The organism is Staphylococcus ratti (assembly GCF_020883535.1).
GTDB classification, from domain to species: domain Bacteria; phylum Bacillota; class Bacilli; order Staphylococcales; family Staphylococcaceae; genus Staphylococcus; species Staphylococcus ratti.
This window is the reverse complement of sequence record NZ_CP086654.1, coordinates 671,029-696,350: the sequence shown is the minus strand read 5'-3', so window position 1 is coordinate 696,350 and position 25,322 is coordinate 671,029. Positions and strand designations below refer to the sequence as shown.

Annotated in this window: 23 protein-coding genes and 1 pseudogene; 7 read left to right on the top strand and 17 right to left on the bottom strand. The window is 35.6% G+C overall.

Going from position 1 to position 25,322, the window contains the following annotated elements; all coding sequences use genetic code 11:
- Positions 1 to 43: 43 nt before the first annotated feature.
- From LN051_RS03170 to fdaB, 3 genes are all read right to left on the bottom strand, one after another.
- Complete coding sequence (locus LN051_RS03170; RefSeq protein ID WP_229293155.1) at positions 44 to 379, bottom strand: winged helix-turn-helix transcriptional regulator; 336 nt, start codon at positions 377 to 379, stop codon at positions 44 to 46.
- A gap of 46 nt (positions 380 to 425) precedes the next feature.
- On the bottom strand, positions 426 to 1,691 hold the full coding sequence (locus LN051_RS03165) for a UDP-N-acetylglucosamine 1-carboxyvinyltransferase (RefSeq protein WP_229293154.1): 1,266 nt from the start codon (positions 1,689 to 1,691) through the stop codon (positions 426 to 428).
- Positions 1,692 to 1,950: 259 nt separating this feature from the next.
- Entirely contained in the window at positions 1,951 to 2,823 is an 873-nt protein-coding gene (gene fdaB / locus LN051_RS03160; RefSeq protein WP_229293153.1) for a class IIb fructose-bisphosphate aldolase FdaB, read from the bottom strand.
- 205 nt (positions 2,824 to 3,028) lie between these two features.
- Between fdaB and LN051_RS03155 the strand changes: the two genes are divergently transcribed.
- The gene (locus LN051_RS03155) at positions 3,029 to 3,550 is read left to right on the top strand and encodes a DUF2529 family protein (protein ID WP_229293152.1); all 522 of its coding nucleotides are present in this window, start codon (positions 3,029 to 3,031) and stop codon (positions 3,548 to 3,550) included.
- 174 nt (positions 3,551 to 3,724) lie between these two features.
- Here LN051_RS03155 and LN051_RS03150 read toward each other — a convergent pair whose 3' ends face one another.
- From LN051_RS03150 to LN051_RS03140, 3 genes are all read right to left on the bottom strand, one after another.
- On the bottom strand, positions 3,725 to 5,335 hold the full coding sequence (locus tag LN051_RS03150; protein ID WP_229293151.1) for a CTP synthase: 1,611 nt from the start codon (positions 5,333 to 5,335) through the stop codon (positions 3,725 to 3,727).
- A gap of 357 nt (positions 5,336 to 5,692) precedes the next feature.
- Positions 5,693 to 6,223 (bottom strand): DNA-directed RNA polymerase subunit delta, encoded by a 531-nt coding sequence (gene rpoE / locus LN051_RS03145; RefSeq protein WP_229293150.1) that lies wholly within the window; start codon positions 6,221 to 6,223, stop codon positions 5,693 to 5,695.
- A 157-nt stretch (positions 6,224 to 6,380) separates the two neighbouring features.
- Positions 6,381 to 7,241, bottom strand: a complete 861-nt coding sequence (locus LN051_RS03140) for a GNAT family N-acetyltransferase (RefSeq protein ID WP_229293149.1) — start codon at positions 7,239 to 7,241, stop codon at positions 6,381 to 6,383.
- Positions 7,242 to 7,331: 90 nt separating this feature from the next.
- On the opposite strand from LN051_RS03140, the gene LN051_RS03135 reads away from it, so the two are divergent.
- Positions 7,332 to 8,933, top strand: a complete 1,602-nt coding sequence (locus LN051_RS03135; RefSeq protein ID WP_229293148.1) for a BCCT family transporter — start codon at positions 7,332 to 7,334, stop codon at positions 8,931 to 8,933.
- An 86-nt stretch (positions 8,934 to 9,019) separates the two neighbouring features.
- On the opposite strand, the gene LN051_RS03130 is transcribed toward LN051_RS03135, so the two are convergent.
- A complete protein-coding gene (locus LN051_RS03130; RefSeq protein ID WP_229293147.1) occupies positions 9,020 to 9,391 on the bottom strand; it encodes a VOC family protein in 372 nt (123 codons plus the stop codon).
- A gap of 107 nt (positions 9,392 to 9,498) precedes the next feature.
- Between LN051_RS03130 and coaW the strand changes: the two genes are divergently transcribed.
- Positions 9,499 to 10,296: a type II pantothenate kinase gene (coaW, locus tag LN051_RS03125; RefSeq protein WP_229293146.1), complete on the top strand. Its 798-nt coding sequence runs from the start codon at positions 9,499 to 9,501 to the stop codon at positions 10,294 to 10,296.
- Between the two features lie 250 nt (positions 10,297 to 10,546).
- Here the strand turns inward: coaW and LN051_RS03120 are convergent, their stop codons facing one another.
- The 3 genes and pseudogenes from LN051_RS03120 to LN051_RS03110 form a co-directional block, all read right to left on the bottom strand.
- Complete coding sequence (locus tag LN051_RS03120) at positions 10,547 to 11,218, bottom strand: DUF2750 domain-containing protein (protein WP_229293145.1); 672 nt, start codon at positions 11,216 to 11,218, stop codon at positions 10,547 to 10,549.
- A gap of 98 nt (positions 11,219 to 11,316) precedes the next feature.
- Positions 11,317 to 12,498, bottom strand: a pseudogene (gene ldmS, locus LN051_RS03115) (L-aspartate--L-methionine ligase LdmS).
- Positions 12,499 to 13,620, bottom strand: coding sequence for a M20 family metallopeptidase (locus LN051_RS03110; protein WP_420854004.1), 1,122 nt, complete (start codon positions 13,618 to 13,620; stop codon positions 12,499 to 12,501).
- A 475-nt stretch (positions 13,621 to 14,095) separates the two neighbouring features.
- Between LN051_RS03110 and LN051_RS03105 the strand changes: the two genes are divergently transcribed.
- Entirely contained in the window at positions 14,096 to 14,569 is a 474-nt protein-coding gene (locus LN051_RS03105; RefSeq protein ID WP_229293143.1) for an S-ribosylhomocysteine lyase, read from the top strand.
- A 63-nt stretch (positions 14,570 to 14,632) separates the two neighbouring features.
- Here LN051_RS03105 and LN051_RS03100 read toward each other — a convergent pair whose 3' ends face one another.
- Positions 14,633 to 15,934 carry a pyrimidine-nucleoside phosphorylase gene (locus tag LN051_RS03100; RefSeq protein ID WP_229293142.1) on the bottom strand — a complete coding sequence of 434 codons (1,302 nt, stop codon included), beginning with the start codon at positions 15,932 to 15,934 and terminating at the stop codon, positions 14,633 to 14,635.
- A 213-nt stretch (positions 15,935 to 16,147) separates the two neighbouring features.
- Here LN051_RS03100 and deoD point away from each other — a divergent pair, with 213 nt between their 5' ends.
- Positions 16,148 to 16,858 (top strand): purine-nucleoside phosphorylase, encoded by a 711-nt coding sequence (gene deoD, locus LN051_RS03095; RefSeq protein WP_229293141.1) that lies wholly within the window; start codon positions 16,148 to 16,150, stop codon positions 16,856 to 16,858.
- A gap of 56 nt (positions 16,859 to 16,914) precedes the next feature.
- Here deoD and LN051_RS03090 read toward each other — a convergent pair whose 3' ends face one another.
- The 6 genes from LN051_RS03090 to LN051_RS03065 all read right to left on the bottom strand — a co-directional run bounded on the left by LN051_RS03090 (position 16,915) and on the right by LN051_RS03065 (position 22,778).
- On the bottom strand, positions 16,915 to 17,340 hold the full coding sequence (locus LN051_RS03090) for a thiol-disulfide oxidoreductase DCC family protein (protein WP_229293140.1): 426 nt from the start codon (positions 17,338 to 17,340) through the stop codon (positions 16,915 to 16,917).
- A gap of 113 nt (positions 17,341 to 17,453) precedes the next feature.
- Positions 17,454 to 18,881 carry a Na+/H+ antiporter NhaC gene (nhaC, locus tag LN051_RS03085; protein WP_229293139.1) on the bottom strand — a complete coding sequence of 476 codons (1,428 nt, stop codon included), beginning with the start codon at positions 18,879 to 18,881 and terminating at the stop codon, positions 17,454 to 17,456.
- Between the two features lie 381 nt (positions 18,882 to 19,262).
- Positions 19,263 to 20,627 carry an EVE domain-containing protein gene (locus tag LN051_RS03080; RefSeq protein ID WP_229293138.1) on the bottom strand — a complete coding sequence of 455 codons (1,365 nt, stop codon included), beginning with the start codon at positions 20,625 to 20,627 and terminating at the stop codon, positions 19,263 to 19,265.
- 89 nt (positions 20,628 to 20,716) lie between these two features.
- A complete protein-coding gene (locus LN051_RS03075) occupies positions 20,717 to 20,953 on the bottom strand; it encodes a hypothetical protein (RefSeq protein ID WP_229293137.1) in 237 nt (78 codons plus the stop codon).
- Between the two features lie 15 nt (positions 20,954 to 20,968).
- Complete coding sequence (manA, locus tag LN051_RS03070) at positions 20,969 to 21,907, bottom strand: mannose-6-phosphate isomerase, class I (protein ID WP_229293136.1); 939 nt, start codon at positions 21,905 to 21,907, stop codon at positions 20,969 to 20,971.
- Positions 21,908 to 22,079: 172 nt separating this feature from the next.
- Positions 22,080 to 22,778 (bottom strand): FadR/GntR family transcriptional regulator, encoded by a 699-nt coding sequence (locus LN051_RS03065; RefSeq protein ID WP_229293135.1) that lies wholly within the window; start codon positions 22,776 to 22,778, stop codon positions 22,080 to 22,082.
- Positions 22,779 to 23,254: 476 nt separating this feature from the next.
- Here LN051_RS03065 and LN051_RS03060 point away from each other — a divergent pair, with 476 nt between their 5' ends.
- Positions 23,255 to 24,028 carry a hypothetical protein gene (locus LN051_RS03060; protein ID WP_229293134.1) on the top strand — a complete coding sequence of 258 codons (774 nt, stop codon included), beginning with the start codon at positions 23,255 to 23,257 and terminating at the stop codon, positions 24,026 to 24,028.
- 506 nt (positions 24,029 to 24,534) lie between these two features.
- On the top strand, positions 24,535 to 25,251 hold the full coding sequence (locus tag LN051_RS03055; RefSeq protein WP_229293133.1) for a hypothetical protein: 717 nt from the start codon (positions 24,535 to 24,537) through the stop codon (positions 25,249 to 25,251).
- Positions 25,252 to 25,322: the final 71 nt, after the last annotated feature.

The window sequence follows — 25,322 nt, the reverse complement described above, 5'->3', positions numbered from 1 at the left end:
TTTATTTATTTTCATTTTGCACTAAAACCGTTTTAAGATGCGATTATTTCGTCTCCATGTCTTTTTTTAACGTCACATGATGATGCGCCCAATCTTCTAAAGGCTTTAATGCACGCGCTAAATCTATGCCTTTTTGCGTCAAATGATAACATACTGAAGGCGGATTTTCAGAAATGACATGTTTAGTAATCAATCCCCAATCAACAAGTTCTGTGACCTTTAAAGATAACGCACGATTCGTTATCGGTTTTAAATCTCTTTTCAACTGAGAAAAGTGTGCTTTATGTTCTGGGCAATTTGACAGATAATGTAAAATCAATCCATTCCAACTGCGCCCTAAAATTTTAAATGTTTCTTCTAAATATGGACAAACTTCCATGGCTTTCACCTCTTAAACGATATTTGTATGTCCAATATTTTATAGATTAAGCATTAACGGATTCTGTCCAAATGTTTGCACCTAAACTTTTCAATGTACTTACAATATCTGTGTAGCCTCTATAAATATGTTTGACATTATATATTGTTGTTTCACCTTCCGCAATTAAACCTGCAATAATCAAACATGCCCCTGCACGTAAATCACTTGCGTACACTTCGGCCCCTGTAAGACGAGAAGGTTTAACTGTAGCTGTACCAAGATCTGCATCAATGGCACCATTCATTTTTTGTAATTCCGGGATATGTTTAAAACGCTCTGGGTAAATGGTTTCTTTTACGAAACTAGGCCCTTCAGCTAAAAATAGTAATGGCGTCATCGGTTGTTGTAAGTCCGTCGCAAAACCAGGATATACTAATGTTTTAACGTCTACGCTTTGGTAAGGGTGATTACTTTGAACGACCATGTAATCGTCGCCCACATCAATATGAACGCCTAGTTCTTTTAACTTCACAGTAAGCGGCTCTACATGTTTAGGTATAATATTGTCAATCACTATACGTTCTCCGCTTGCTGCTGCAATACACATATACGTTCCTGCCTCAATACGGTCAGGAATAATGGTATGGCGACTTCCATGTAAATGAGGCACACCTACAATTTTAATGGAACTTGTACCAGCACCACTTACTTTAGCGCCCATACTATTTAAAAAGTTTGCGACATCTACAACCTCTGGCTCTTTTGCTGCATTTTCAATAATCGTTTGGCCTTCTGCACGCGTTGCAGCTAACATAATATTAATCGTTGCGCCTACACTTACAATATCTAAATAAATGTTTGCCCCAATTAAACGCTCTGCTTCAATTTTCATAGAAGTTGAGCTAGATTCATCGATTTTAGCTCCTAAAGCTTTAAATCCTTTAATATGTTGATCAATTGGTCTCGGTCCTAATGGACATCCCCCGGGAAGTCCAATAACACACTTTTTAAAACGGCTGAGCATTGCGCCCATCATATAATAAGAAGCTCTTAAAGATTCTACTTTATTATTAGGTAAAGCAGCATTTTGAATCTCAGTAGGATCTACATGTAACGTTGTTTCATCTAACTTAGTTTTGATGTTAAGATCTTCAAGTAAGCTCACTAACGTTTCCACATCAGAGATTTTAGGTAGACCATCTAAAGATACAGGTTCTTCAGCCATTAAAGTTGCCGGAATGATGGCAACTGCACTATTTTTAGCACCACTAATTTCTACCTTTCCCTTCAGTGTTTGACCGCCTTTAATTTTAATTACTTCTTGCGCCATGTGATTGAACTCCTTTTCCCTTGCTCAATTTCTCCATAAAATATCATAATATAGGCATTATAATGTAAAAATTTTCAAAATGCAAAACACTCAATCCATTTCATACCGCTTATGCTCTGCTTCTCAAGCCTTGCTTTTCCTGTATCAATAACTACCATATTAGGCTTATTTTTTTCACTATCTGTTTCGTATTGATTTTAAAAAGAGCCAAGACATCATCATGTCTTAGCCCATTAACGCACACTTTCAAATTTAACAATTAGCCTTTAATGTTGTCCGCTTTGTTAGAAGTTCCAAACTCTCTAATTTTACCAACAACTGTTTCTTTAATTACTTCACGTGCAGGTCCTAAATATTTACGTGGATCGTATACTTCTTTATCTGCATCTAATATTTCTCTTACACGTTTAGCAGAAGCAATTTGGTTTTCAGTATTTACATTGATTTTTGCAGTACCGAATGAAATTGCTTTTTTAATGTCCTCAGTTGGGATACCTGTACCACCATGTAATACTAATGGTAAACCTGTAGAAGCACCGATTTCTTCCATTTCTTTAAAACCTAAATTAGGTAAGCCTTTGTATGGTCCGTGAACTGAACCTAAAGCAGGCGCTAACGTATCGATACCTGTATCTTTCACTAAGTTTTGGCATTCGATTGGGTCTGCATAGATAACACCTTCAGCAACAACGTCATCTTCTTGTCCACCCACTGTACCTAATTCAGCTTCAACAGATACACCACGTGCGTGTGCATATTCAACCACTTTTGAAGTTACTTTTACGTTGTCTTCGTATGGCTCATGTGAAGCGTCGATCATTACTGATGTAAAGCCAGCATCAATTGCTTCTTTACATTTTTCGAAGCTGGAACCGTGGTCTAAGTGAATCGCTACAGGAATTGTGATTTCATAGTCATGCATTAAACCTTCTACCATTTTAACAATTGTGTAGAAACCACCCATGTAACGTGCAGCTCCTTCAGAAACACCTAAAATTACCGGTGCATTTTCTTCTTGAGATGCTTGTAAAATTGCTTGAGTGAACTCTAAGTTATTAAGATTATATTGTCCTACCGCATAACCATTCTCTTTTGCATCGATTAACATTTCTTTCATTGAAACTAAAGGCATGAAAGTTCCTCCTTGAGTGCATATTGCACATAAATTTTGTATTTACATTATAGCAAAATTGTACACGAAATGCATAAGTAATCCCGATAAAATACGTTTATTTCACCATTTAGACAATGTAAGCGCAATCATATTTCTGTATTGATATTTGCATTTATATTCATTAAAATATAACACAATGCTTTAAAAATTGGAGGCGCACTTTATGTCTAAAATGTTAGCAACACAATTAACAGGTCTATTTCATCGTTTAGATCAACAGGAACTAGAGATTCAAATGGCTGCTCAGTGTTTAATCCAAGCTATCGGCGGCGAAGGCCATGTATACGTAAAAGGTTATGACGATTTGAAATGGTTTGAATCCTATATTTTAAATAGTGAAGAACATCTTACCTCGAGTCGCGCATTAGATACCTTGAGTTCAATTGAAGCGTTAGATAGTACAGACCGTGTCTTACTATTTGGTCCCCATATGACATCTACTTTAAATGAAGATTTACAGCGTTTGATTGAAGCAGATCAAGAAGTTGTATTGATTACTAATCCTTCCAAAGCGTATGATATTCCAGACCATTTGATACATTTTATTAATCTTTCTACACCTAGAGCTATCGTGATGACTGAAGATTACGACAAAGTCGTCACGCCACATAATATCGCAATGAATTACATTTATTATGATATTTATACGCAAATGGTTGAGATGACCCGTGACTTAAATTTATAAGTAAATACTTATAATCCATTTACTGTTTAATATACGATGCACATTAGCGCAATATGTCTTCTTTATTTTTGTTTGACCACTTAAAATTATAGGGACATTTGCGCTATTTTTGTATAAAAAACAGCGAGGAATCACGGCCGTTTATCGCCTTGCTTCCTCGCTTATCTCAAAGATTTATAATTGCTTTTGTTGTTTTACTGCTGCTTCAATAAATGATTTAAAAATCGGTTGTGGACGATTTGGACGTGATAAAAATTCTGGGTGGAATTGACACGCTAAGAAGAATGGATGATCTTCAATTTCGACCATTTCTACTAATCGTCCATCAGGACTTGTTCCTGAGAATATCATACCAGCCGCTTCTAATTTTTCACGGTATTCATTATTAAATTCATAACGATGACGGTGACGCTCTTGAATCTCTTTTTTATCGTAGATACGCTCCGCTAACGTATTAGGCTGAATCGTACATGGATATAGGCCTAATCGTAATGTTCCTCCCAAATCCTCGATATCTTTTTGTTCTGGAAGTAAATCAATAACAGGATATGGCGTGTCTGGATCCAATTCTGCAGAATGCGCACCTTTTAATCCAACAACATGACGTGCATATTCTACTGTTGCGAGTTGCATACCTAAACAAATACCAAAGAAAGGTACTTTATTTTCACGTGCATATTTAATCGCCGAGATTTTACCTTCACTTGCACGGAAACCAAATCCACCAGGAACTAAAATACCATCTACATCATTGAAAAAGCTTTCTGCATTTTCATCTGTAACTTCACTTGAATCAATCCAACGAATTTCAATATCTTTCATGAATTGATAACCAGCATGTTTTAACGCTTCAGCAACAGATAAATAAGCATCTTTTAATGAGACATATTTACCTACTAAAGCAATTGTTACTTTGCCCTCTAAATTATTCACAACATTAATCAAATGATTCCATTCATCAAGTTGTGTTTCGTATTGCGCTTTTAGACCTAGACGATTAATCACGATATCATCCATATCTTGACGACTTAATTGTAAGGGGATTTCATAAAGTGACTCTGCATCACGACATTCAATAACACTCTTCTTATCAATGTCACAGAACAAGGCTATTTTATCTTTTAATTCTTCGCCCATTTCATATTCTGTACGAACCACAATTAAATCTGGTTGAATACCAAGCCCGCGTAATTCTTTAACACTATGTTGTGTTGGCTTTGTTTTCATTTCACCCGCCGCTTTTATGTAAGGTAATAACGTACAGTGCACATACATTACATTTTCTCGACCTAAATCACTTCGAATCTGGCGAATTGCTTCGATAAATGGTAAAGACTCAATATCACCTGTTGTCCCACCAATTTCAGTAATAACTACATCAGCATTTGTGCTTTCACCAGCAAGTAAAAGTCTTGACTTAATTTCATTCGTAATATGCGGAATGACTTGAACTGTGCCCCCGAGGTAATCCCCACGACGTTCTTTTTTCAGAACATGCGAATAAACTTTACCGGCAGTGACATTAGAATATTTGTTTAAGTTAATATCAATAAAACGCTCATAATGTCCCAAGTCTAAATCTGTTTCCGCCCCATCATCAGTGACGAAAACTTCACCGTGTTGATAAGGACTCATTGTTCCTGGGTCAACATTTAAATATGGATCGAATTTTTGAATTGTTACAGATAAACCACGGTCTTTTAAAAGACGGCCAAGTGACGCTGCCGTAATCCCTTTGCCTAGTGATGACACAACACCACCAGTCACGAAAATAAATTTGGTCATGTGTTATTCCTCCTCATTTCATATCAGAAGCATTTACTAAGGGGTGAATCCAATTCAAACAGTAAAAATGTTCTATACATTTATTTATAAAATAAAAAAGTCCCCCACTCACAATTATTTCATGTAAGGGGGGAACGAGTTTACGTCTCTATTTCTTAACGCAAACGCAATTTTGGTTGCGTGCTTTTTTCTACTGACGTATGCGTTTTTCCATTGTCCTATTTAAAGGAGCCCGAATAAAATTCTATCACGTTGTCGTAAAAAGTCAACAAACTTTATATCAAATTTACATTTAACATAAAAGATGCTAAAAATGGTTTAACGCTAAAGTTAACTGCGGAATCACATGCGTGAAGTTTATTCTTCCTCTTCTAAAATATCTTCATCGTCTTCATATTCTTCATCTAAATCCTCGTCGTCTTCTTCAACAACTAAATCAGACTCTTCGATTTCGTCTTCAACATGTTCATCTTCTGGATCATTTAATCCTTCTTGATCATCAGTGGCGTTTGGAATGTTGTCGTCACCATCATTGTCGTCTTCACCAAGTAATTTTAAGTTTTTATCTTCTTCATCATCTTCATCAAGAATTTCAAACTTTTGGATAGTCGGTGCGATTTTTTCTTCGATATCATCTACAGAGTACCAATCGCGTAATCCCCAAACATTATCTCCAACACTTAAAAATCTACCATCTGTATTTAAATCTGTGTAAAATTGAACAACGCGATTTTCAATTTGATTATCTTCATAATGCCCAATTTGTTTAAATTCATCGATAATATCATAAAGATTCATCGTTTCATTTTTTTCTGTTAATAGCGTATAAGCCATATCAATAAACGCTTTTTCGTCAACCATTTCTTGTGTGTAATCTTGTAATTTCATCGGCACATCTTCCTTTCAAAGATTCACGTTATGCTCGCAAATCAAGCCACATCTTTTTATTGCGAGTCAACATACTATAACAACCATTGATTATAAATGACTCTAGTTAATTACGCAATGTTTAGCAGTAGGTTTTTTGAAATGAAAGTCATTTATTCTAATAATTAATATATTTCTCAAACATCGTATAATCATCAGTGACGATGGTCTCAACAAAATTACTTTTTTGAAATAGTGGTTTCAGTTCATTTCTCGCCCCAAACAACATCACTTCAATTACATCTATATTCTCATAATTTTGACGGACATATGTTGAAAGTTGACGCAATGCATTTTGAGCAATTCCTACCTCACGATGTGCATCCTCAACTAATAACGCTCGAATAATTAGGCGTTCTTGGAATTGTTCAATCGCTAGAAAACCTACTTTTTCCTGATTAACTTTTAGATCGATAATATCAACTGGTCCTTGTTCTGATTGCTTACTGCTACTCAATTTTAAAGAGGAAACATATTTCGAACTTAAATCTAAATAATATAAACGCTCCTTACCAATCGGCCCCTCTTCTTTAGTAGCAGCATGCATAAAACCAGCGCGTTCATAAACATTCCAAGCTGCTTCATTTTCTGCATCAACTACGAGAAACAGATGGCCAAAATCTGGAAAAACACTTTGTACATATTCAGGTAAGTTCATCATTATTTTAGTCCCATAGCCATTCCCTTGATAACGTTCATTAATAGATAGCGAACGGATATATACGACTTCTTCAGGTGTATCATACCCTTCATGTTGGTAATGTTGATGTAGCACAAAAAAACCAACGACATCTCCATCGTCATTTAAAGCGACATTCGCTACACGGTTCGGATCATTTAAAGCATCGTCTAGTACTTCTTTCGGCAATGAAGAATAAATACGTTGACGTTCATTCAGTTGAAATTGAGAAAGTGCCTCTCGGTATTGCTCTTCATACAAATGTATAGTAATATCATCGAAGCGTTTACTTTTTATCATTTTGAAAATTCATCCTTTATTATGTTTTCTCGCACTTCTAACTATACACTATTTTCAGATTTTTCAAACTTGAATTCGAAAGGGGATATTATGAAAAAATCAAAACAATCATTAACTAAGAAGAAGAAAAATCGGAATTTTGTCTATATTGTTTCTTTTTCTATTATTTTGTTATTCACCCTACTTGCTGCTCTTTTTCCAAAAAGCTTTGGATTTTATGCACAAAATACATATAATGCTATAGCGTTAAATTTTGGATGGCTATTTTTAATTATCGTCTTCGTACTCGATTTATTCCTTATCTTCCTTGCCCTTTCTCGTTATGGTCGTTTTAAATTAGGACGTGATAACGAAGAACCTGAATTTTCCTTCATCTCTTGGATAGGCATGCTCTTCTCAGCTGGGTTAGGTGTCGGCATTGTATTTTGGGGTGTGGCTGAGCCGTTAACACATTACCTTCATTCACCTTTTCCTTCAGAAGCAAAGGGGCAAACTGTCTCTTCTGCACGGTTAGCTATGGGATATACTTTTTTCCATTGGGGCATCTCACAATGGTCTATTTTTGCAATGAGCGGTCTCATTGTCGCGTATTTCCAATTTCGAAAACAACGAGACGGTCTCATTTCAACTGCGATGGAACCCGTATTCGGCGAAACTTATAAGCGACCATACAGAAATATTATTGATATTTTAGCAATCATCGCAACAGTTATGGGAATCGCCACTTCTATCGGCCTTGGCATTATGCAGATTGCAGGTGGATTAAATCATGTCTTTAAAGTGCCGAATACGCACATTACATTAATTGTTATTACTGTAGTTATGACACTTATCTTTTTAGGTTCAGCCCTTTCTGGTTTAAACCGTGGTGTAAAATGGCTAAGCAATTTGAACATTTTAATAGGCACTGTGTTGCTTATTTTCATTTTTATCGTTGGTGATTTACGTTTTATCGTAGAGACATTCACGGTTTCAATTGGAGATTATATTTCTCACTTTGTGCAATACAGTTTACGCATGGATCCTTATACTGGAGATAATTCTTGGATTCAGAAATGGACTGTGTTCTATTGGGCGTGGGTCATTTCATGGTCTCCTTTTATAGGTGGTTTTGTGGCACGTGTTTCACGCGGCCGCACAATCCGAGAATTTATTATCGGTGTACTTATTATTCCTCCGATGATTTCTTTCACTTGGATTGCAGGCTTTGGTGGAACAGCAATTCATTATGCATTACACAAAAAAGATGGCATTGAAAAAGTAGTAGATCAAGATTACACTATCGCACTGTTTGAACTGCTGAGTAAATTCCCGTTATATGAGGTGACGAGTGCACTTGCTATCATTTTAATTTTTACTTTTATCGTTACAAGTGCCGACTCTACCACTCATATTGTTTCAGGAATGGCAACCGGCGGCGTTGAAAATCCAAGACGTAAACATAAAATGGTTTGGGGTATACTCATTGGGGCAATCTCGGTTGCCCTGACTGTAGCAGGTGGCTTAACAAGCTTGCAAACTGCTTCCGTCGTAACAGGTCTCCCGTTTTCAATTATTCTATTATTAATGATTTTTGCATTGATGAATGCATTGAGACGCGAACATACCAAACATTTCCAAATGACGCACATTGACGATGAAAAAGATTTTTCACGTACTATCGAAGAACGTGAAAGAGATAACGAAATGTAACAAAATAAAGGTTGAGACAAAACTTTAGCGACCGATAAACGGTGAACCTAAAATAACGTCTCAACCTTTTTGATATGACAATGCTATTATCCCTCTTTAATAAAACAGTTCAATAACCAATTGACACCATAGCGATCTGTCACTTGACCATGGAGCGCATTAAAAAATGTTTGGTTCAGTGGCATATGAGGGTTTCCTTGATCACTAAGCGCATCATAAATACGCTGTTGTGTCTCAGGATTATCAAAAGTTAATAAAATTTGTGTTCCCTCATTTCGAGCGGGTTTTCCATATGAATCTGAAAAGTGTAGTACAACATCTTCTTGAATTTTCAATTCAGCATGTAGTAACTTTCCTTGATGTTCATTTAAAGGAATCACTTCCCCTCCAAACGTTTCGCGATAAAAATCAATCGCCTCCTGCACATGATTGACTACAATGTACGGACTTAACTTCATGACATGACCTCCTATTCTATCATTACATTAAGAATTTTAACTTGTATTTTTGTGATTATCATATAGTATATATGATTGATAAACAATTATTTTGAGGTGACACGCGAATGCGAATCGGAATTGACGCTGGAGGTACTTTAATTAAAATCGTAACCGAAGATAACGGTCAACGTGAGTACCAAACATATCTTACAACAGAAATTCAAAACGTAGCACAATGGTTAAATGAACAAAACTGTTCAGACATTTGTGTTACAGGTGGAAATGCTAAAGATCTCAATGCTTATTTAAGATGTGAGCCTAAACATTTCATTGAATTTGATGCTGCTGATAAAGGTGTAGAAATTTTGTTGAAAGAACAAGGTATCGCGCTTGAACGCTATATCTTCACGAACGTCGGAACAGGAACTTCTCTTCACTTAGCCGATCAAAATGGTCAGCAACGTGTTGGAGGTATTGGTACAGGTGGTGGCATGATTCGTGGTTTAGGCTATTTGTTAACTGAAATCAAGGATTATACTCATTTAACAGATTTAGCCCAACTAGGTAACCGGGATATTATTGACTTAAAAGTGAAACATATTTACAAAAATGATACGCCTCCAATACCTGGAGAATTAACTGCGTCTAACTTTGGTCACGTACTGCTAAACTTAGATAAAACGTTTACTGACGCAGATAAATTAGCTTCAGTTATTGGCGTTGTAGGAGAAAGTGTAACGACGGTTTCTATTCACGTCGCTCGAGAACACGGTGTGAAAGACGTCGTATATATTGGCTCTTCATTCCATAACAATCCATTGCTTCAAAAAGTCGTAACAGATTATACTATTTTACGTGGTTTCACGCCTCATTATCTAAATAATGGCGCATTCTCCGGCGCTTTAGGAACATTGTATCTATAATAAAGTGGACAACAAGGCGAACTAAGTTTGAATAAAGTTGTTCAACGCGAGTTTAATCCGCTTGCCGACTATACTGTTTAACTTTAATACACATTGATTATAATGAAGCGGGACAGAAAACAGTTTGGTTTCCGTCCCGCTTATTTTTGTGCTATGCTGTTAACATTTTACAATAAACATTGTCATCAAGTATACACTAACACCAAATGACTCGAAATTCCGCTATTAGTAACGCGATAGTCTACACAAGTTAAAAAGTCAATTCATTTGCAAGTTTTTGCGCACTTACAATTGTGCCTACGACGCCTGGCTTTAAATCAATTGCGACGTAGCGATTATCATCGCGGAGTTCATCTAACCACTCTGCAAATACTTCCCCTTCCACATCAATTAATTCAAATGATTCGAAGTCTTCGTTCGCTACACGATTCGCTCGTTGACTTAAACTCCATACAGGCATAAAATGTGACTGCTCAAAATTGTCATTTTCATCACTAACAACCATAAACTGCTTCGTTCCCTTTTGCGTCAAACCATAAACAGTATCTGAATTTGAAACATCTTCAACAAATTCACGAATACGCAAACGATCCATATCTGTCATGATGTCGTTAAAAGCAGACAAAATACGAATTTCATGCCCTTCAGCATCCATTGTGACATTGACAACCGCTTCATCTTCATCATCAAACATATCGTCAAGTTCATAAGTCGTAAAACGGTCGATATCCATCACTTTAATCTTATCAAATTCAACATTTAGATTTTCAAGATATTCTTTAGCAAATGCTTCTCTTGTCCAGAAACAAAATAATTGCTTTCCATTATGCGAATGCTTCACAATTTTTTTATCTTTAACAGCGATAAAAAATTGCTCATTTGTCAAAATATCTTTGTAAAAACGTTCATTTTTATATGACATGCTTTTCTCCCTCTCTAAATGAGCTCTTTATGTTGAATATAAACTACAGTAATTATTTCGTCAATCCTCGCCTTGGCATTCACCTTTCTAATCCATAACTAGGCTAGCCCTACTTCTTGCATAAACGCTTTTTCTATCGTTTCTATAGCTTCAGCACTTTCTGCATGCCAAATACCCGCAAAGCGCGACGCTACATGCTCATCTTGATAATACGTTCCATCGTAATATGCAAGAGGATAGAGTACCCCTTGTTGTACATATTTGGCGATGACGTCAAAAAATGTTTGTTGATCTCCACGAGAGACATAGCTGTAAAACTTATGATATCGCCCTGATAAAATTGGATCTAATAGCAACAAACTTGTTGAACCATTATGTCTAAAATTTAAATCAATCGCATAAATGTTCTTATTTTTATCGACAAGAAAATCAAAGCCAGCAATGCCAACAAAGCCTTTATCCACACCTGTTTTCATGATGTCATAACCCGCTTTAATCACTGATTCAGGAATATCGAGCGCATTAATATTACCGCTATAAAACACATCGTCATTCGTAAGTTGCTTAGAAGCGCCAAGATATACGATGCCTTTTTCTGGATGTAAGGCATACTGCACGCAATAGTTATCAACTGTTTCGATGTATTGTTCAATTATTAATGTTTGCGTCGCAGATTTGGCTTTTTCAATGCGTGCCATCGCTTTGTCTAAATCTTCTTGGTTATGACAAATCATCACGCCATAGCCTCCTGCAGTTGGCAACTCATCTCCAGGTTTAATAACAAGTGGCAGTTCCCAATTTTGCAACGCCTCTTTATATACGTCGATTGCGACGATTTCTCTCCTAGGTAAATATTTACCGTCTGTCCATTCGGGGATGCGAGATTTAGCATTTAAATCAATGAAAACTTGCTTATTCATTGCGTAATCTTCAAATGCAATCAAGTCTTCTCCGTGCACATATTGCGTATAAATACGTTTATGTTCTTTTTGTGTTAAATCAAGCAACAACTGTTCATAACTTTCTTTATCTTTAAATGTATGAATGCTTGTAGGAAGGCTTTGATTAATATAAGAAAATAGTGTGCGTATTTTTTCAGTCAGACATGCCTCATGTACAATGATGGGCATATCGGCAATTAATATCTCTCTCCCACTCAAAAAATTAGATTAATGTTCCTCCGGTTCTAGCCATGTATTTGAAACATAGGATGGCCGTGCAGTATAAACGACGTCCTTATCATATAACTCTCCCAGTTTTAAAATTGAATGTCCCCTCATTTATAATTTCTCCCTTAATAGTTGATGTTCCTTGCGTATTGAACAAAGCAATGCATCATCTTGTATTAAAGACACCCCCATCAATGCGATAATTTTGGCACCTTTAATCAATGCTTTATCTCCCATAGGACTAGCTGCAGCTTCTCTGAAACGATGTGTGTGTCCTACTAAACTCCGCGGCCCAATTTTTATATGCGGATGAATCGTCGGAACAACATGACTCACATTCCCTGTATCTGTTGAGCCGTATCCAAAACCATCATGGCTCACTTCCTCGCCTAATTCCGTCGCATACGCTTCAAATAAAGCATCTAACGTCGAGGTTCTGACAAATTCGTTTACCCCGTTTTGTATAGGACCAAACTCATAATCACAACCTGTTTGAATCGCAGCACCTTTCGCAATTTGATGCACACGTTCAGTAAGTACGTCCAAAGATTTTCTTGTTGTGGCACGTGTATAAAAACGTGCATGTGTAAAATCAGGAATAATATTAGCTGCTTTACCACCATCTAAAATAACACCATGAACGCGTTCTGATTTAAGAATATGTTGTCTTAATTGTGCCACACCGTTAAAAAAGCTCAGCATTGCATCTAAAGCATTTCTCGCTTCTTCAGCATTTTCCGAAGCATGCGCACTGCGCCCGTAAAATTTGATGTCTAATACATCCACTGCCAACGTCGGAATCGTTGGATACGTTTCATTTCCTGGATGAATCATAAGTGCTGCATCTACACCATTTAAAAGCCCTTCTTTAACATACGATGCTTTTGCACTTCCATTTTCGCCGCCCTCTTCAGCAGGACATCCAAATACAATGACGTTGCCTCCAATATCGTCAATAACTTGTTTAAGTGCGATGCCAGCAAGGACACTTGATGTCCCTATAATATTGTGGCCGCACGCATGTCCTAATCCTGGTAAAGCATCATACTCAGCTAAATAACTGATTGTCGGACCAGGTTTGTCAGATTCATAGCGTGCAATAAACCCTGTAGAATGACCTGCAATATCTTTCTCTACCTCAAATCCGTGCTCAATTAAATGATCGATAAGCAACCTTGAAGCAAATAATTCTTCATTTCCAATTTCAGGCCTTTCATGTATTTGATGACTCATATCTAAATAATGCAATCGATGATTATCTATATAATCTAAAATGCGTTGTTTTATTTCTACCAAAATTAAATTCCCCCTTCAAAACAAAAAGCATCGTACCTTTGATACACTTCCACTTATTAATAGCAGTGCGTCAACTGTAAATACCTTTTGCATCGTCATTTATCTTTCAATAGGGTTAGTCTATTGTCGAAGCGCATCTTACTGATACGTTTACAAGGCTTCATAAGGCAATTCCCTCCACCACTCATAATAAACTACTATTAAATTATTACTTATTTTATCGGAAATATGGTACGTTGTCATGCTATTTTCTTTATATTCGCTATTTTTAGAATTTATGAAGTACAGTTTTAAAGTCTGTATAATCACCGTGCTCAAAAGTAGTTATCGCTCTCCTACAGCGCTTTTCTTCTCTTTAATCCCTCAAAAGATATGTTAAAATGAAATCAATGAATGAAGGAGGATGATAGTGATGCCAAAAATGAATGTTGAAAGTTTTAATTTAGACCATACGAAAGTCGTTGCACCGTATATTCGACTCGCAGGAAAAATGCAAGGTGAAAACGGAGATGATATTTACAAATATGATATTCGTTTTAAGCAACCTAACAAAGAACATATGGATATGCCTGGTTTGCATAGCCTCGAGCACCTTATGGCTGAAAATATTCGAAATCACTCTGACAAAGTCGTTGATTTAAGTCCAATGGGCTGTCAAACAGGCTTTTATGTTTCATTTATTAACCATAAAGATTATGATAATGTCCTTGAAATCATTGAAAAAACGATACATGACGTCTTAAATGCCAATGAAGTTCCCGCTTGTAATGAAGTACAATGCGGCTGGGCTGCAAGCCATTCTTTAGAAGGCGCTAAAGAAATTGCCCAAGCGTTTTTAGACAAACGCGCACAGTGGCATGATGTATTTGGAGAAGGACAACAATAAACAAATAAACCTGTTACACAGTTGATATACTGGCGTAACAGGTTTTTACAATATCTGCTTCAATTATTCTGTAATAACTTTATAAATCAGTTGTGGTGATGTTGCTGAATCAGAAATCGTAATGTTTTCATATAATTTTTCTTTAACTGACGCAACATCTTCTTGATTCGCATAAATTGTAAGTAGAGATTCTCCCTCTTCAACTCGGTCTCCTATTTTTTTATGCAAAACAAGTCCTACTGCTAAATCAATTGCATCTTCTTTAGTTTGACGTCCAGCACCTAACATCATAGAGGCTATCCCAATTTCATTTGCTACCATTTCTGAAACAACACCAGATTGTTTTGCAGGCAATTCAAATGTGTATTTTGCCGCTGTAAGCTTCGATGGGTCATCTACTACCGAAGCATCGCCGCCTTGGTTACTTAAAAATGTTTTGAATTTTTCAATTGCTGCCCCATTGTCGATGACTGCTTGTAATTTTTCACGTGCTTCTTCTAATGTTGTCGCTTTTTGAGCTAAAACGACCATTTGCGCACCTAATGTTAAGACCAATTCAGTTAAATCTTCTGGCCCTTCACCTTTAAGCGTATCAATCGCTTCTTTTAATTCTAATGCGTTACCAATTGCACGACCTAAAGGCTGATTCATGTCTGAAATAATAGCCATAGTTTGGCGTCCGACTTGATTACCAATTTTAACCATGGCATGTGCTAATGCTTCCGCTTCTTCAACCGTTTGCATGAACGCACCTTTACCCGTTTTCACATCTAAAACGATGGCATCTGCACCAGCAGCAATTTTTTTACTCATAATTGAAGATGCAATTAACGGAATAGAGTTCACCGTTCCTGTAACATCTCGCAATGCGTAAATTTTCTTGTCTGCTGGTGTTAAGTTGCCAGTTTGACCTATGACCGCAATTTTCGCTTCATTTACAAGTTTAATAAATTCGTCCTCTGAAATTTCAACATGGAAGCCTTCTACAGATTCTAATTTATCAATCGTACCGCCTGTATGTCCTAGACCGCGCCCGCTCATCTTCGCAACTGGAATATCTAAGGCTGCAACGAGTGGTGCCAAAACAAGTGTTGTCGTATCACCTACGCCACCTGTAGAATGTTTATCAACTTTAATCCCCTCAATATTGGATAAATCAATTTGATCTCCAGATTCTACCATTGCCATAGTTAAAGCTGCACGTTCTTCATCTGTCATATCTTGAAAATAAATTGCCATGGCTAAGCTCGACATTTGATAATCAGGAATATCACCTTTTGTGTAACCATCGATAATAAATTTAATTTCTTCTGCTGTTAACGCTCCGCCATCACGTTTTTTCGAAATCATATCCACCATTCTCATGGCAAATCCCCTCTTCTCTTTTGATTATTATTTATCGTACATCACATATCTATTATACACGATATATTCATTACAAGAAATTAAATCCCCCACGTAATATCACTTAAAAAGGCAAAGGACACAGCTTTGACATACATTGTATACATCGACAATTACCTAGCAATCTGTTATCTTTAAATGGATAAAACAATATATTAAAAGGAGTTACTTTCAATGACACAAGGTACACCACATATTCAACCAAATGGTAAAAAAATTGCAAAAACAGTGTTAATGCCAGGTGATCCTCTACGTGCAAAATTTATTGCTGAAAATTTCTTAGAAAATGTAGAGCAATTTAATGACGTGCGTAACATGTTTGGTTACACAGGTACTTATAAAGGTAAAGAAGTTTCGGTTATGGGTTCAGGTATGGGTATTCCAAGTATCGGTATCTATTCTTACGAGCTCTATAACTTCTTTGATGTAGATACAATCATTCGCATCGGCTCTTGTGGTGCAATGCAAGAAGATGTGAACTTATACGACATTATTATTGGTCAAGGTGCTTCCACAAACTCTAATTACGCCGATCAGTTCCAAATTCCAGGCAATTTTGCCCCACTTGCTGATTTTGACTTAGTCGTTAAAGCAAAAGAAGCTGCAGATAAAATTGGCGCACGTACGCACGTAGGAAATATCCTATCTTCAGATACATTTTACAATGCTAACGAAAACTTTAATCAAAAGTGGATTGAAATGGGCATTCTAGGTGTTGAAATGGAATCTGCCGGTCTATATTTAAACGCTTTGAAAGCGGGTAAAAAAGCACTTGGCATTTTCACTGTAAGTGATCATTTATTAAGAGATGAAGCAACGACAGCAGAAGAGCGTCAAAATTCATTTACCCAAATGATGGAAGTCGCATTAGAAATCGCTGAATAACATATTTAAAGCGTCCAACGATTACTTTTCAGTAAAAGTTGGGCGCTTTTTAATGGTTAATTCGACTTCTGAGCCAATCCTTTAATATCAACATACTGTTCCCCTATAAAATAGGCTTTTTCAGATTCTGTCGCTTGTGCCCATCTTGTTTGCCACATCCGATCTCGATTTTCCGCAAAAAAGCGATATCCTAGATTACGCAACGGTTTAGGCACTAGCCATATAAGCGCAGCAAGCCATTTGTATCCATGTAGTTGATAAATTAATTTAATAATCGCTGTAGATTGATAAGTCAGTTGGGAACCTTCTTGTAAAATAACGCTGTTATAATTTAAAACCTCAGGATTTGTTTGTTGAAGTTGTCTACCCGCGTCACTTTTTAAAGGGACAAATTGATAGTTTTTAGGCAAGCCATGACGAATTAACCAAATCACATAATTGTAGCAATAAATACAACGATCATCATAGTAAACGATTGGCATGCGAATCACCTCTTAATTTGAATGGATTTATTTATAATTTTAAAGACATTCTATAAATATTCAAATTTAATGCCCATAGAAGTGGCATCATTAAGCTGAAATTAAGATTGTGACTATGCCAATTTTTCTTGTTCTTTAAAATACGTTTGTTCTGATTTTGTAAGCTTTATAATTTTAAATCCAATAAATCCATAAATGATAGAAATGATTGGTACGACGAAATTCAGTATCGCATACGGTGCATATTCAGCTACACTCACACTTAAAGTAGACGCAATAAATACACCACATGTGTTCCAAGGTACAAAGACTGAAGTTAATGTCCCACCATCTTCTAATGCTCGAGACAAATTTTTCGGATGCAAGCCTTTATCTATAAACGTCGATACATACATGCGTGACGGTACAATAATTGAAATATATTGTTCAGAGCATGTTAAGTTTGTCCCAAAACAAGAAACAATAACTGAAGCAATGAGCGTGCCTGTACTTTTAGCAAACTTTAATACGACTTCTATTAAAGCTTTAAGCATTCCAGAGTATTCAAGTAAACCTCCAAATGTCATAGCTACTAATGTTAAAGAAATCGTATAGAACATGGATTCTAAGCCGCCACGGTTAAATAATTCATCAATCGTTTTATTTCCAGAATCTATTACATAGCCTGTTTGTAAAGACTTGACTGCGGTTACAAGCGAATCGCCTTGAAACCCAATTTGCACAAAAAATCCTAACACGATACCTACAACGATGGCTGGTAACGCAGGCACTTTAAGCGCTACAATCACAATGACAATTAACGGCACAAGCAATAGCCATGGTGAAATAATAAAAGATTGATCAATCGCATTCATGATTTTATCAATACGACCTTGATTTAAATGATCATTTCCATGCATTTGTCCCAGAATGAAAAACACAATTAAACTTATAATAAGCCCAGGTATTGTCGTATAAAACATATGGCGAATATGTTCAAACAAATCCACTTTCGTTAAACCTGATGCAAGGTTTGTTGTATCGGAAAGGGGGCTCATTTTATCTCCGAAATAAGCGCCTGAAATAACCGCACCTGCAACCATCCCAGGTGGTAATCCCATACTAACACCAATACCCATAGAAGCTACCCCCACTGTAGCCATCGTCGACCAACTACTGCCAATCGCTAATGCTACAATGCCACAAATAATACAAACCACAGATAAAAAGTATGTAGGTGAAATTAACTTCAATCCATAATAAATCATTGCTGCTACAATGCCGCTACCAATCCACGCTCCAATAATAAGACCGACAAGCATAATAATTACAACGGCTGGAAGTGCATGGCGTATCCCCTTATACATCATCTCTTCCACTTCTTCCCATTTGTAGCCATGACACATTGTAATAATAATTGCGACGCTTGTCCCAATTAATAAAGGAATATGCGGTGCTTGATCCAATTTCACAACAGTATACAACATAGCTCCAATCATCGCTGCAAGTGTCAATAGGGCATACAAAACCCCTATTGGCTTCTTTTGTCTTTCCTTATTCATTTGTTACCCTCTCCCTTTGTATTGTCTGAAAATTGAAAACGATTAGGAATATCATACTATGTAATATAATTTGCTTCAAGCAGTATATGGATAAAAACATAAAATCATTGGCTATTACTATTTCTTATTTTTCTTGAATTATAGCAACAATCTTAATTATATATATTATTATTACACTGTTAAAAAACATGATATGCATAGGTTTCTCATTTATATTTCAATATACACTAACGTCGTATATTTAGAAGATATAAAAAAACAGAGAAAGCTTTTTCCAATGGTAAATACTTTCTCTGCTCATATTTTATGAAATGAATAGACATCAAGTCTAAATATTAATGTTTTTACAAACCTTTAAACATATTCTAACGTGTATACGCTTTACTGCTTAACTTGTATGATACGTGCGTATTTAAGAAACTGTGAAGGATAGCGTTCTTTCACTTCTTGAGGCGTTAAATAAGTTACGCCTACAAGATGCCAGTTAGGATTCACATAGTAATAGGAATCTTTATTTAAACTCCATTTAACCATACTACCATCTCGATGATACCTTGGTAACGTCATTTCATAACCTTCCAAAACGTTAATAAACATTTGGAATATATCCGGGTCAATGCGTTCAAATTGGTCTATAATGAGAAAATGTCGATCCGATTTAGGCATAAGCTCGGTAATGAATCCTTCACGATAGTACAATGCTCCTGCTTCATTTGGCAAATAGCGCCCATATAACATTTCTTCAGAAAAATCAGGATGTCCTGTGGTAATAACCGGTGTGGCGTTGGCTTTTTCCACTAATGATTCAGCTGACTTCAAACCTTCTTCCTTATTATTTGAAAGTAAAAGGATAAAAGGTTTAATGTCTTCATTGGCAGTTTCCGACGTTGCTTGACCAATTGCTTCAAATCGACCTTTAACACCGCCATTTTCACTCATTTCCATAATAGCTTCAAATTGTGTTGGTGTTAAACTAGCAATCGCTTGTTTCGCATTTTCTTGAAGAAAATATAAGTTTTTCAATTTGGGATGTTTATTAAGTGTCATTAGACTCACAGGATGAATATCTTCAAGATAACGAATTTCAATCGCAGTACTATTGGTACGCCCCGCTTCTGGTGGTCGAGTATGAATGTGATGCGAAACTTCCGCGCGCCCTATCACTGACTGGTTACTATAGCGATTGTAAATAACAATTTGGTCCCCTACTTCAAGCTGTGTGTAATGATGATAACCATTACGTTTAATACCATTAATCGTATGTGTGTAAATCACATACGTTTCACCAGGTTCAAACGCAGTCGTTTCTGCCATATAAAAATAACGTGGTACAGTAACGTCACCAGTCCCTAAACCTTTAATTAATTCAAATTCATCATAAGAAATTTTGTTGAATAAAGATTCTTTCATATGGTTCATTCTGAATTCTAATGTTTCACTACGCTTTAAATATTCAGTCGTTAATGATTTAAATGTTTCTTTAAATTCAAATTGCACATGAATTTTATTTTGTGCGCCAGTCACTACGTTTACAATCTCGCCCCAACCGAGTAAACCTGCATCTGTTTGTACTTGATAAAAAACCACTTTGTCACCGATTTTCGCTTGTTTAAAAGCACGATAACCTTGCGATGGGTTAAATTGTGCACCAGATTCAAATACAGCGGTTTGCCCCACTAGAGGCTCATTGTGATTCCAACGATTGTAACCACAGTTAAGCCAAAAATAATTCGTTTCTGCTGTCATGGTGATTAAGTTCTCCTTCATAAATTTATATTAATACGTTCATCTTTAATTAAATATAGAAATAACTCTTTGAAGTCTACACTCAAAAATTAGGACTGTGTTAATGTCACAATCCCTACAATTACAGGAAATAAGTTAACCATAATACCACCGAATTTAAGCATATTGCTAATGTCCCGATTTGGAAATGTCCAAATCGTCGCAATCATGCCGATTAAACCAATGATGACTGGATATACTACGGATGGAAATAAAGGAACGTGAAAGAAAATAACCGCTCCTGAAATCATGCCGCAAATTAAAGCAATGTATAAGCCCACTTTCATTAATATGTCACCACCTTAAACGTAGCTGATCATGAGCGTAAGTTGACCTTCAAACACATTGTCTAAATCTTCTGCTGTTAAAACGAAATGGTTTCCTTTTTCGATAGGATAAATTTCACCATCCGCAATAAGTTCCCCTTTACCATCTAGGACAGATACTAAAACAAACTCTCTAGGTTTCATATAATTCAAAGTTCCATCAATATCCCATTTGACGACAGTGAAAAATTGATTTTGAACATACGTTGTTCTTTTATGTGTTTCAATCACTTCTGTCGTTGGTATGAGGTTAGGACTTTCGTCACCATAATTAATGACTGCCTTACTTTTTTCAATATGAAGCGGACGCAATTGTCCATTTTGATCACGACGATCATAATCATAAATTCGATACGTTGTGTCAGAAGATTGTTGTGTCTCTAAAATCATAATCCCTTCGCCTATGCCGTGAACTGTACCTGCTGGAACGAAAAAGAAATCTCCAGACTGTACCGGCACGCGTTTAAAAAGAGCATCAAATCGACGGTCATCGAGTAACTTTTCTAATTCGTCTTTCGTTTTGGCATGTGTACCATATATAATTTCAGCTCCAGGTTGAGCATCTAAAATGTACCAACATTCTGTTTTGCCGTATTCCCCATTTTCATATTCATATGCAAAAGTGTCGTCAGGATGAACTTGTACAGACAATTTTTGCGTTGCATCTAAAATTTTTGTCAATAAAGGAAACTTTTTAGTAGGAAACTCACCGAATAGTTTCGGATATGCGGCCCAGACTTCATCTAAAGTCATTCCCTTATAAGGACCATTCAAAATTTCATTTGCACCATTTGGATGAGCAGAAATACCCCATACTTCCCCTATGTGGTCGCTAGGCAAATCATAACCGTATTGTGATAAGTTCGTTCCTCCCCAAAGACGTTGCTGAAAAACAGGTTTTAACATTAAAGGCATGGGGGTACCACCTCGCATTCTTATACGTAGTTTTGTATATGTATTTCCATTGATTTTAAGCTCAGTTATACAGTGATTGTATCACAATTAAAAACAGCGTGCCTAGGTAACATGACAGAAATTAAGTAAAGCTACTTCATTCCTCCCCCTATACACGCTAATGTTTCCTTTTCTATTCAACAATATAATTTTCGACCAACGTTTGACGCACTTCTTGCAAGTGTTCCGACATTTTTTGAGCAGCTAATAGCGCATTTTGTGTAGTAATGGCATCATAAATGGCTGTATGTTCATTAAAAAGCTTTTCCATCCGCTTTTGACGGCTATACAAATAAATATGCCGTGTACCTCTCATTGTTTGCTGTATTTTATCAGCTATGTTATTTAAAAGTTCATATAAAAGTTGATTATCGGAAGCTTGTGCAATTACTAAATGAAACTTCAAATCTGCTTCTTCTCCTGAAGTATTATTTTGAATCGCACGCGCCATTTCATTGAGCGCCTCATACATTGCAGCCAAATGTCCCTCTGTACGACGCTGTGATGCTAAACTTGCTGTTTTAACCTCTACCGCTTCCCGAAGTTCTAAAATATCTTTCACCCGTTTTTGCGTTAAAGTATGATTACTAAAATCAAACAACTGAGGGTGTTTTTGTTTAACAAATGTGCCATAGCCATGTTTAATTTCAATTAAGCCTATCATTCTTAATGCATTTAATGCCTCTCTCATTGAAGCATTACTTACACCATATGTTTTAGCGAGCGCTTGTATAGAAGGTAAGCGTTCTCCTTCTTTCAACTTTCCTTCATCGATTTGTTCGATTAAATCATTTGCAATTTGCTCGTAAATCTTTTGATTTGAAATCTTCATCCCCCGTCTCACCTCGTTTTTATTTTAACAAATTCCAACATGTCTCGCTCGCGAAATTACATTTATTAATGAACAATCTATACTTTAAAATCAATTGATACATAAAATTATTACTCAAATTTCATCAATTTATGCTATTCTATCAGAAGCCCTGATTATACATAGTTATTTATGGGTTTCCTAAGTTATGTTGCGTAGTACGATCATGCGTGTGCTGCACGTCATATTATAAGAAATAGTTATTCAGCACTTTCTTATAACTAAAATAGTGCAACCTTATAATATTGATTTTCAAAAGCAATTTATTTTGATAAAGTTTAAAGTATTGAAAGGAGTGCTCACTAGTGTTTAAATTCACAAAATTATTCTGGCACAATTCTAAATCTCAAAGAAAAACCTTATTTTTAGCAAACCTTGTTAATTTCTTATTAATGTCATCAATTCTGATGCTCCTTACGTTTTCGAATCAAATCGTTATGCAAAAAGTATATTTATCCGTTTTGTATGGCAGTGAAAACACGCCACCGATTCTCTTAGTATTTGTTAGTTTCATCGTTCTAGCCATTTTATTATTTATATTCGTCATCTTTCCTTTATTTACAGGTACAATCCGTACATTTTACAATGCTATACAACCGGATGAAAGATTAAAATTCACGGATATCTTCAAAACTTTTACAGGTGCTAGATGGCTAAATGCTGTTAAATTAGGTGCGATGGTGACGATTTTGATTATTTTAACAGCCATTTTAAATTTTTTAATTAATAGGGGATTTTCATCACTCATCGAAAGTGTTCTATTTCCAATGCTAGGTTCTGATATCGACGAAAAACTTTTCAGGATAGTGGCTACCATTTTATTGTTAATTATTTCATTTCTCTCAAGTATCGTAGCATGGTTTGTTACAATCTTAGTTACAAATATGGCAGTAATATTTGTAGAAAATTCGCAACATAAATTTAAAGAAATCATTAAATCAAGTTGGCGTGGTATTTTTAACAAACAGAAAACATTTTTACTTTTCTTTATCACGCTTTTAATTTTAAACTTTATATTACTTTTAACTTCATTTGCAGTATCAGAAGTAATCCAAAATTATATCAGTGCGTTTTCATCATCAGAACTAAAAATTATCCAAGCTATTTCTGCTATTCTTTTCTTCTTTATGCGTTTCTTCATTTATTTCTTTATGATAGGTACAATCGTACAGTACATGGTAAAACGTGGTAAAAAAGAAGCTACTAATTAAGCCTATTTCATTGGCTCGAAAAAAGAATCACAGTAAAAAGGACAGGTCATTATGATCTGTCCTTTTTCATAATAATAAATGGCTTTCTAAAAATTTTGTTGCATCATTTTTTGAGGTCCTTATATATTGTAGTTAAAAGCCCCTATGTACAACACTTTCCCGCTGTTTTTAGATAGTTATTTGTTGATTTCCGGAGCTATGCTATGGAAGCCTATCTTGCTTATTCTTCACATCATATTATATACAACTGTTTCTCCTCCTTTCAGTCATAATAAAAATAGTATAATTTTACAACAAAGATTTCCAAAACCTATTTATTTTGGTAAAGTTTAAAGTATTGAAAGGAGTGCTCACAAGTGTTTAAATTTACAAAATTATTCTGGCACAATTCTAAATCTCAAAGGAAGACGTTATTTTTTGCAAACCTTGTTAATTGCTTATTAATGCTCTCAATTTTTATGTTATTTGTATTTTTATGCTATCAATCTATATTTAATGGTCTAATTATGTCATATAATCAAGATATTGTATTATTTTTCTTTTTTGCCTTGCTATATTTTATTCTCTTAATTTTATTATTTATATTCGTCATCTTTCCGTTATTTACAGGGACAGTTCGTACATTTTTTAATGCTGTCCATCCAGATGAAAAATTAAAGTTTACAGATATATTCAAAACTTTTACGAGAGGTAGATGGTTAAAAGCTGTTAAATTAGGTGCGATTATTACAGCCTTAATTATCTTACTACAGTTTCTATACGGTTTGGTTAAAGCAATATATTTTAGCTTTATAGATTACATCAGTCCATTGAAGAGTTATCATTATCAACCTACTTTAGTTTCAGTCACTATTTATTTACTTTTCTTTGGTTCAATCATGTTGTTTATTTTAATCTTAGTTACGAATATATGGGTCGCTTTTTCAGAAAATACTCAACGTAAATTAAAAGAAATAATTAAATTAGGTTGGTGTGGCATTTTTAACAAACAAAAAACATTTTTACTTTTCTTTATAGGTCTTTATATATTACATCTTCCACTTATTCTAATTGATATTGTGACAGAACCATTCAAAGCGTACATTGCAGGTTCAGACAGAAACGCCGTATCCATCATTATAGATATTATTTTCTACTTTGTGAGTTTCTTATTTTATTTCTTTATAATGGGTACTATCGTACAGTACATGGTAAAACGTGGTAATAAAGAAACTGCCCATTAAGCCTATTTCATTGGCTCGAAAACAGAATCACAGTAAAAAGGACAGATCGTTATGATGATCTGTCCTTTTTC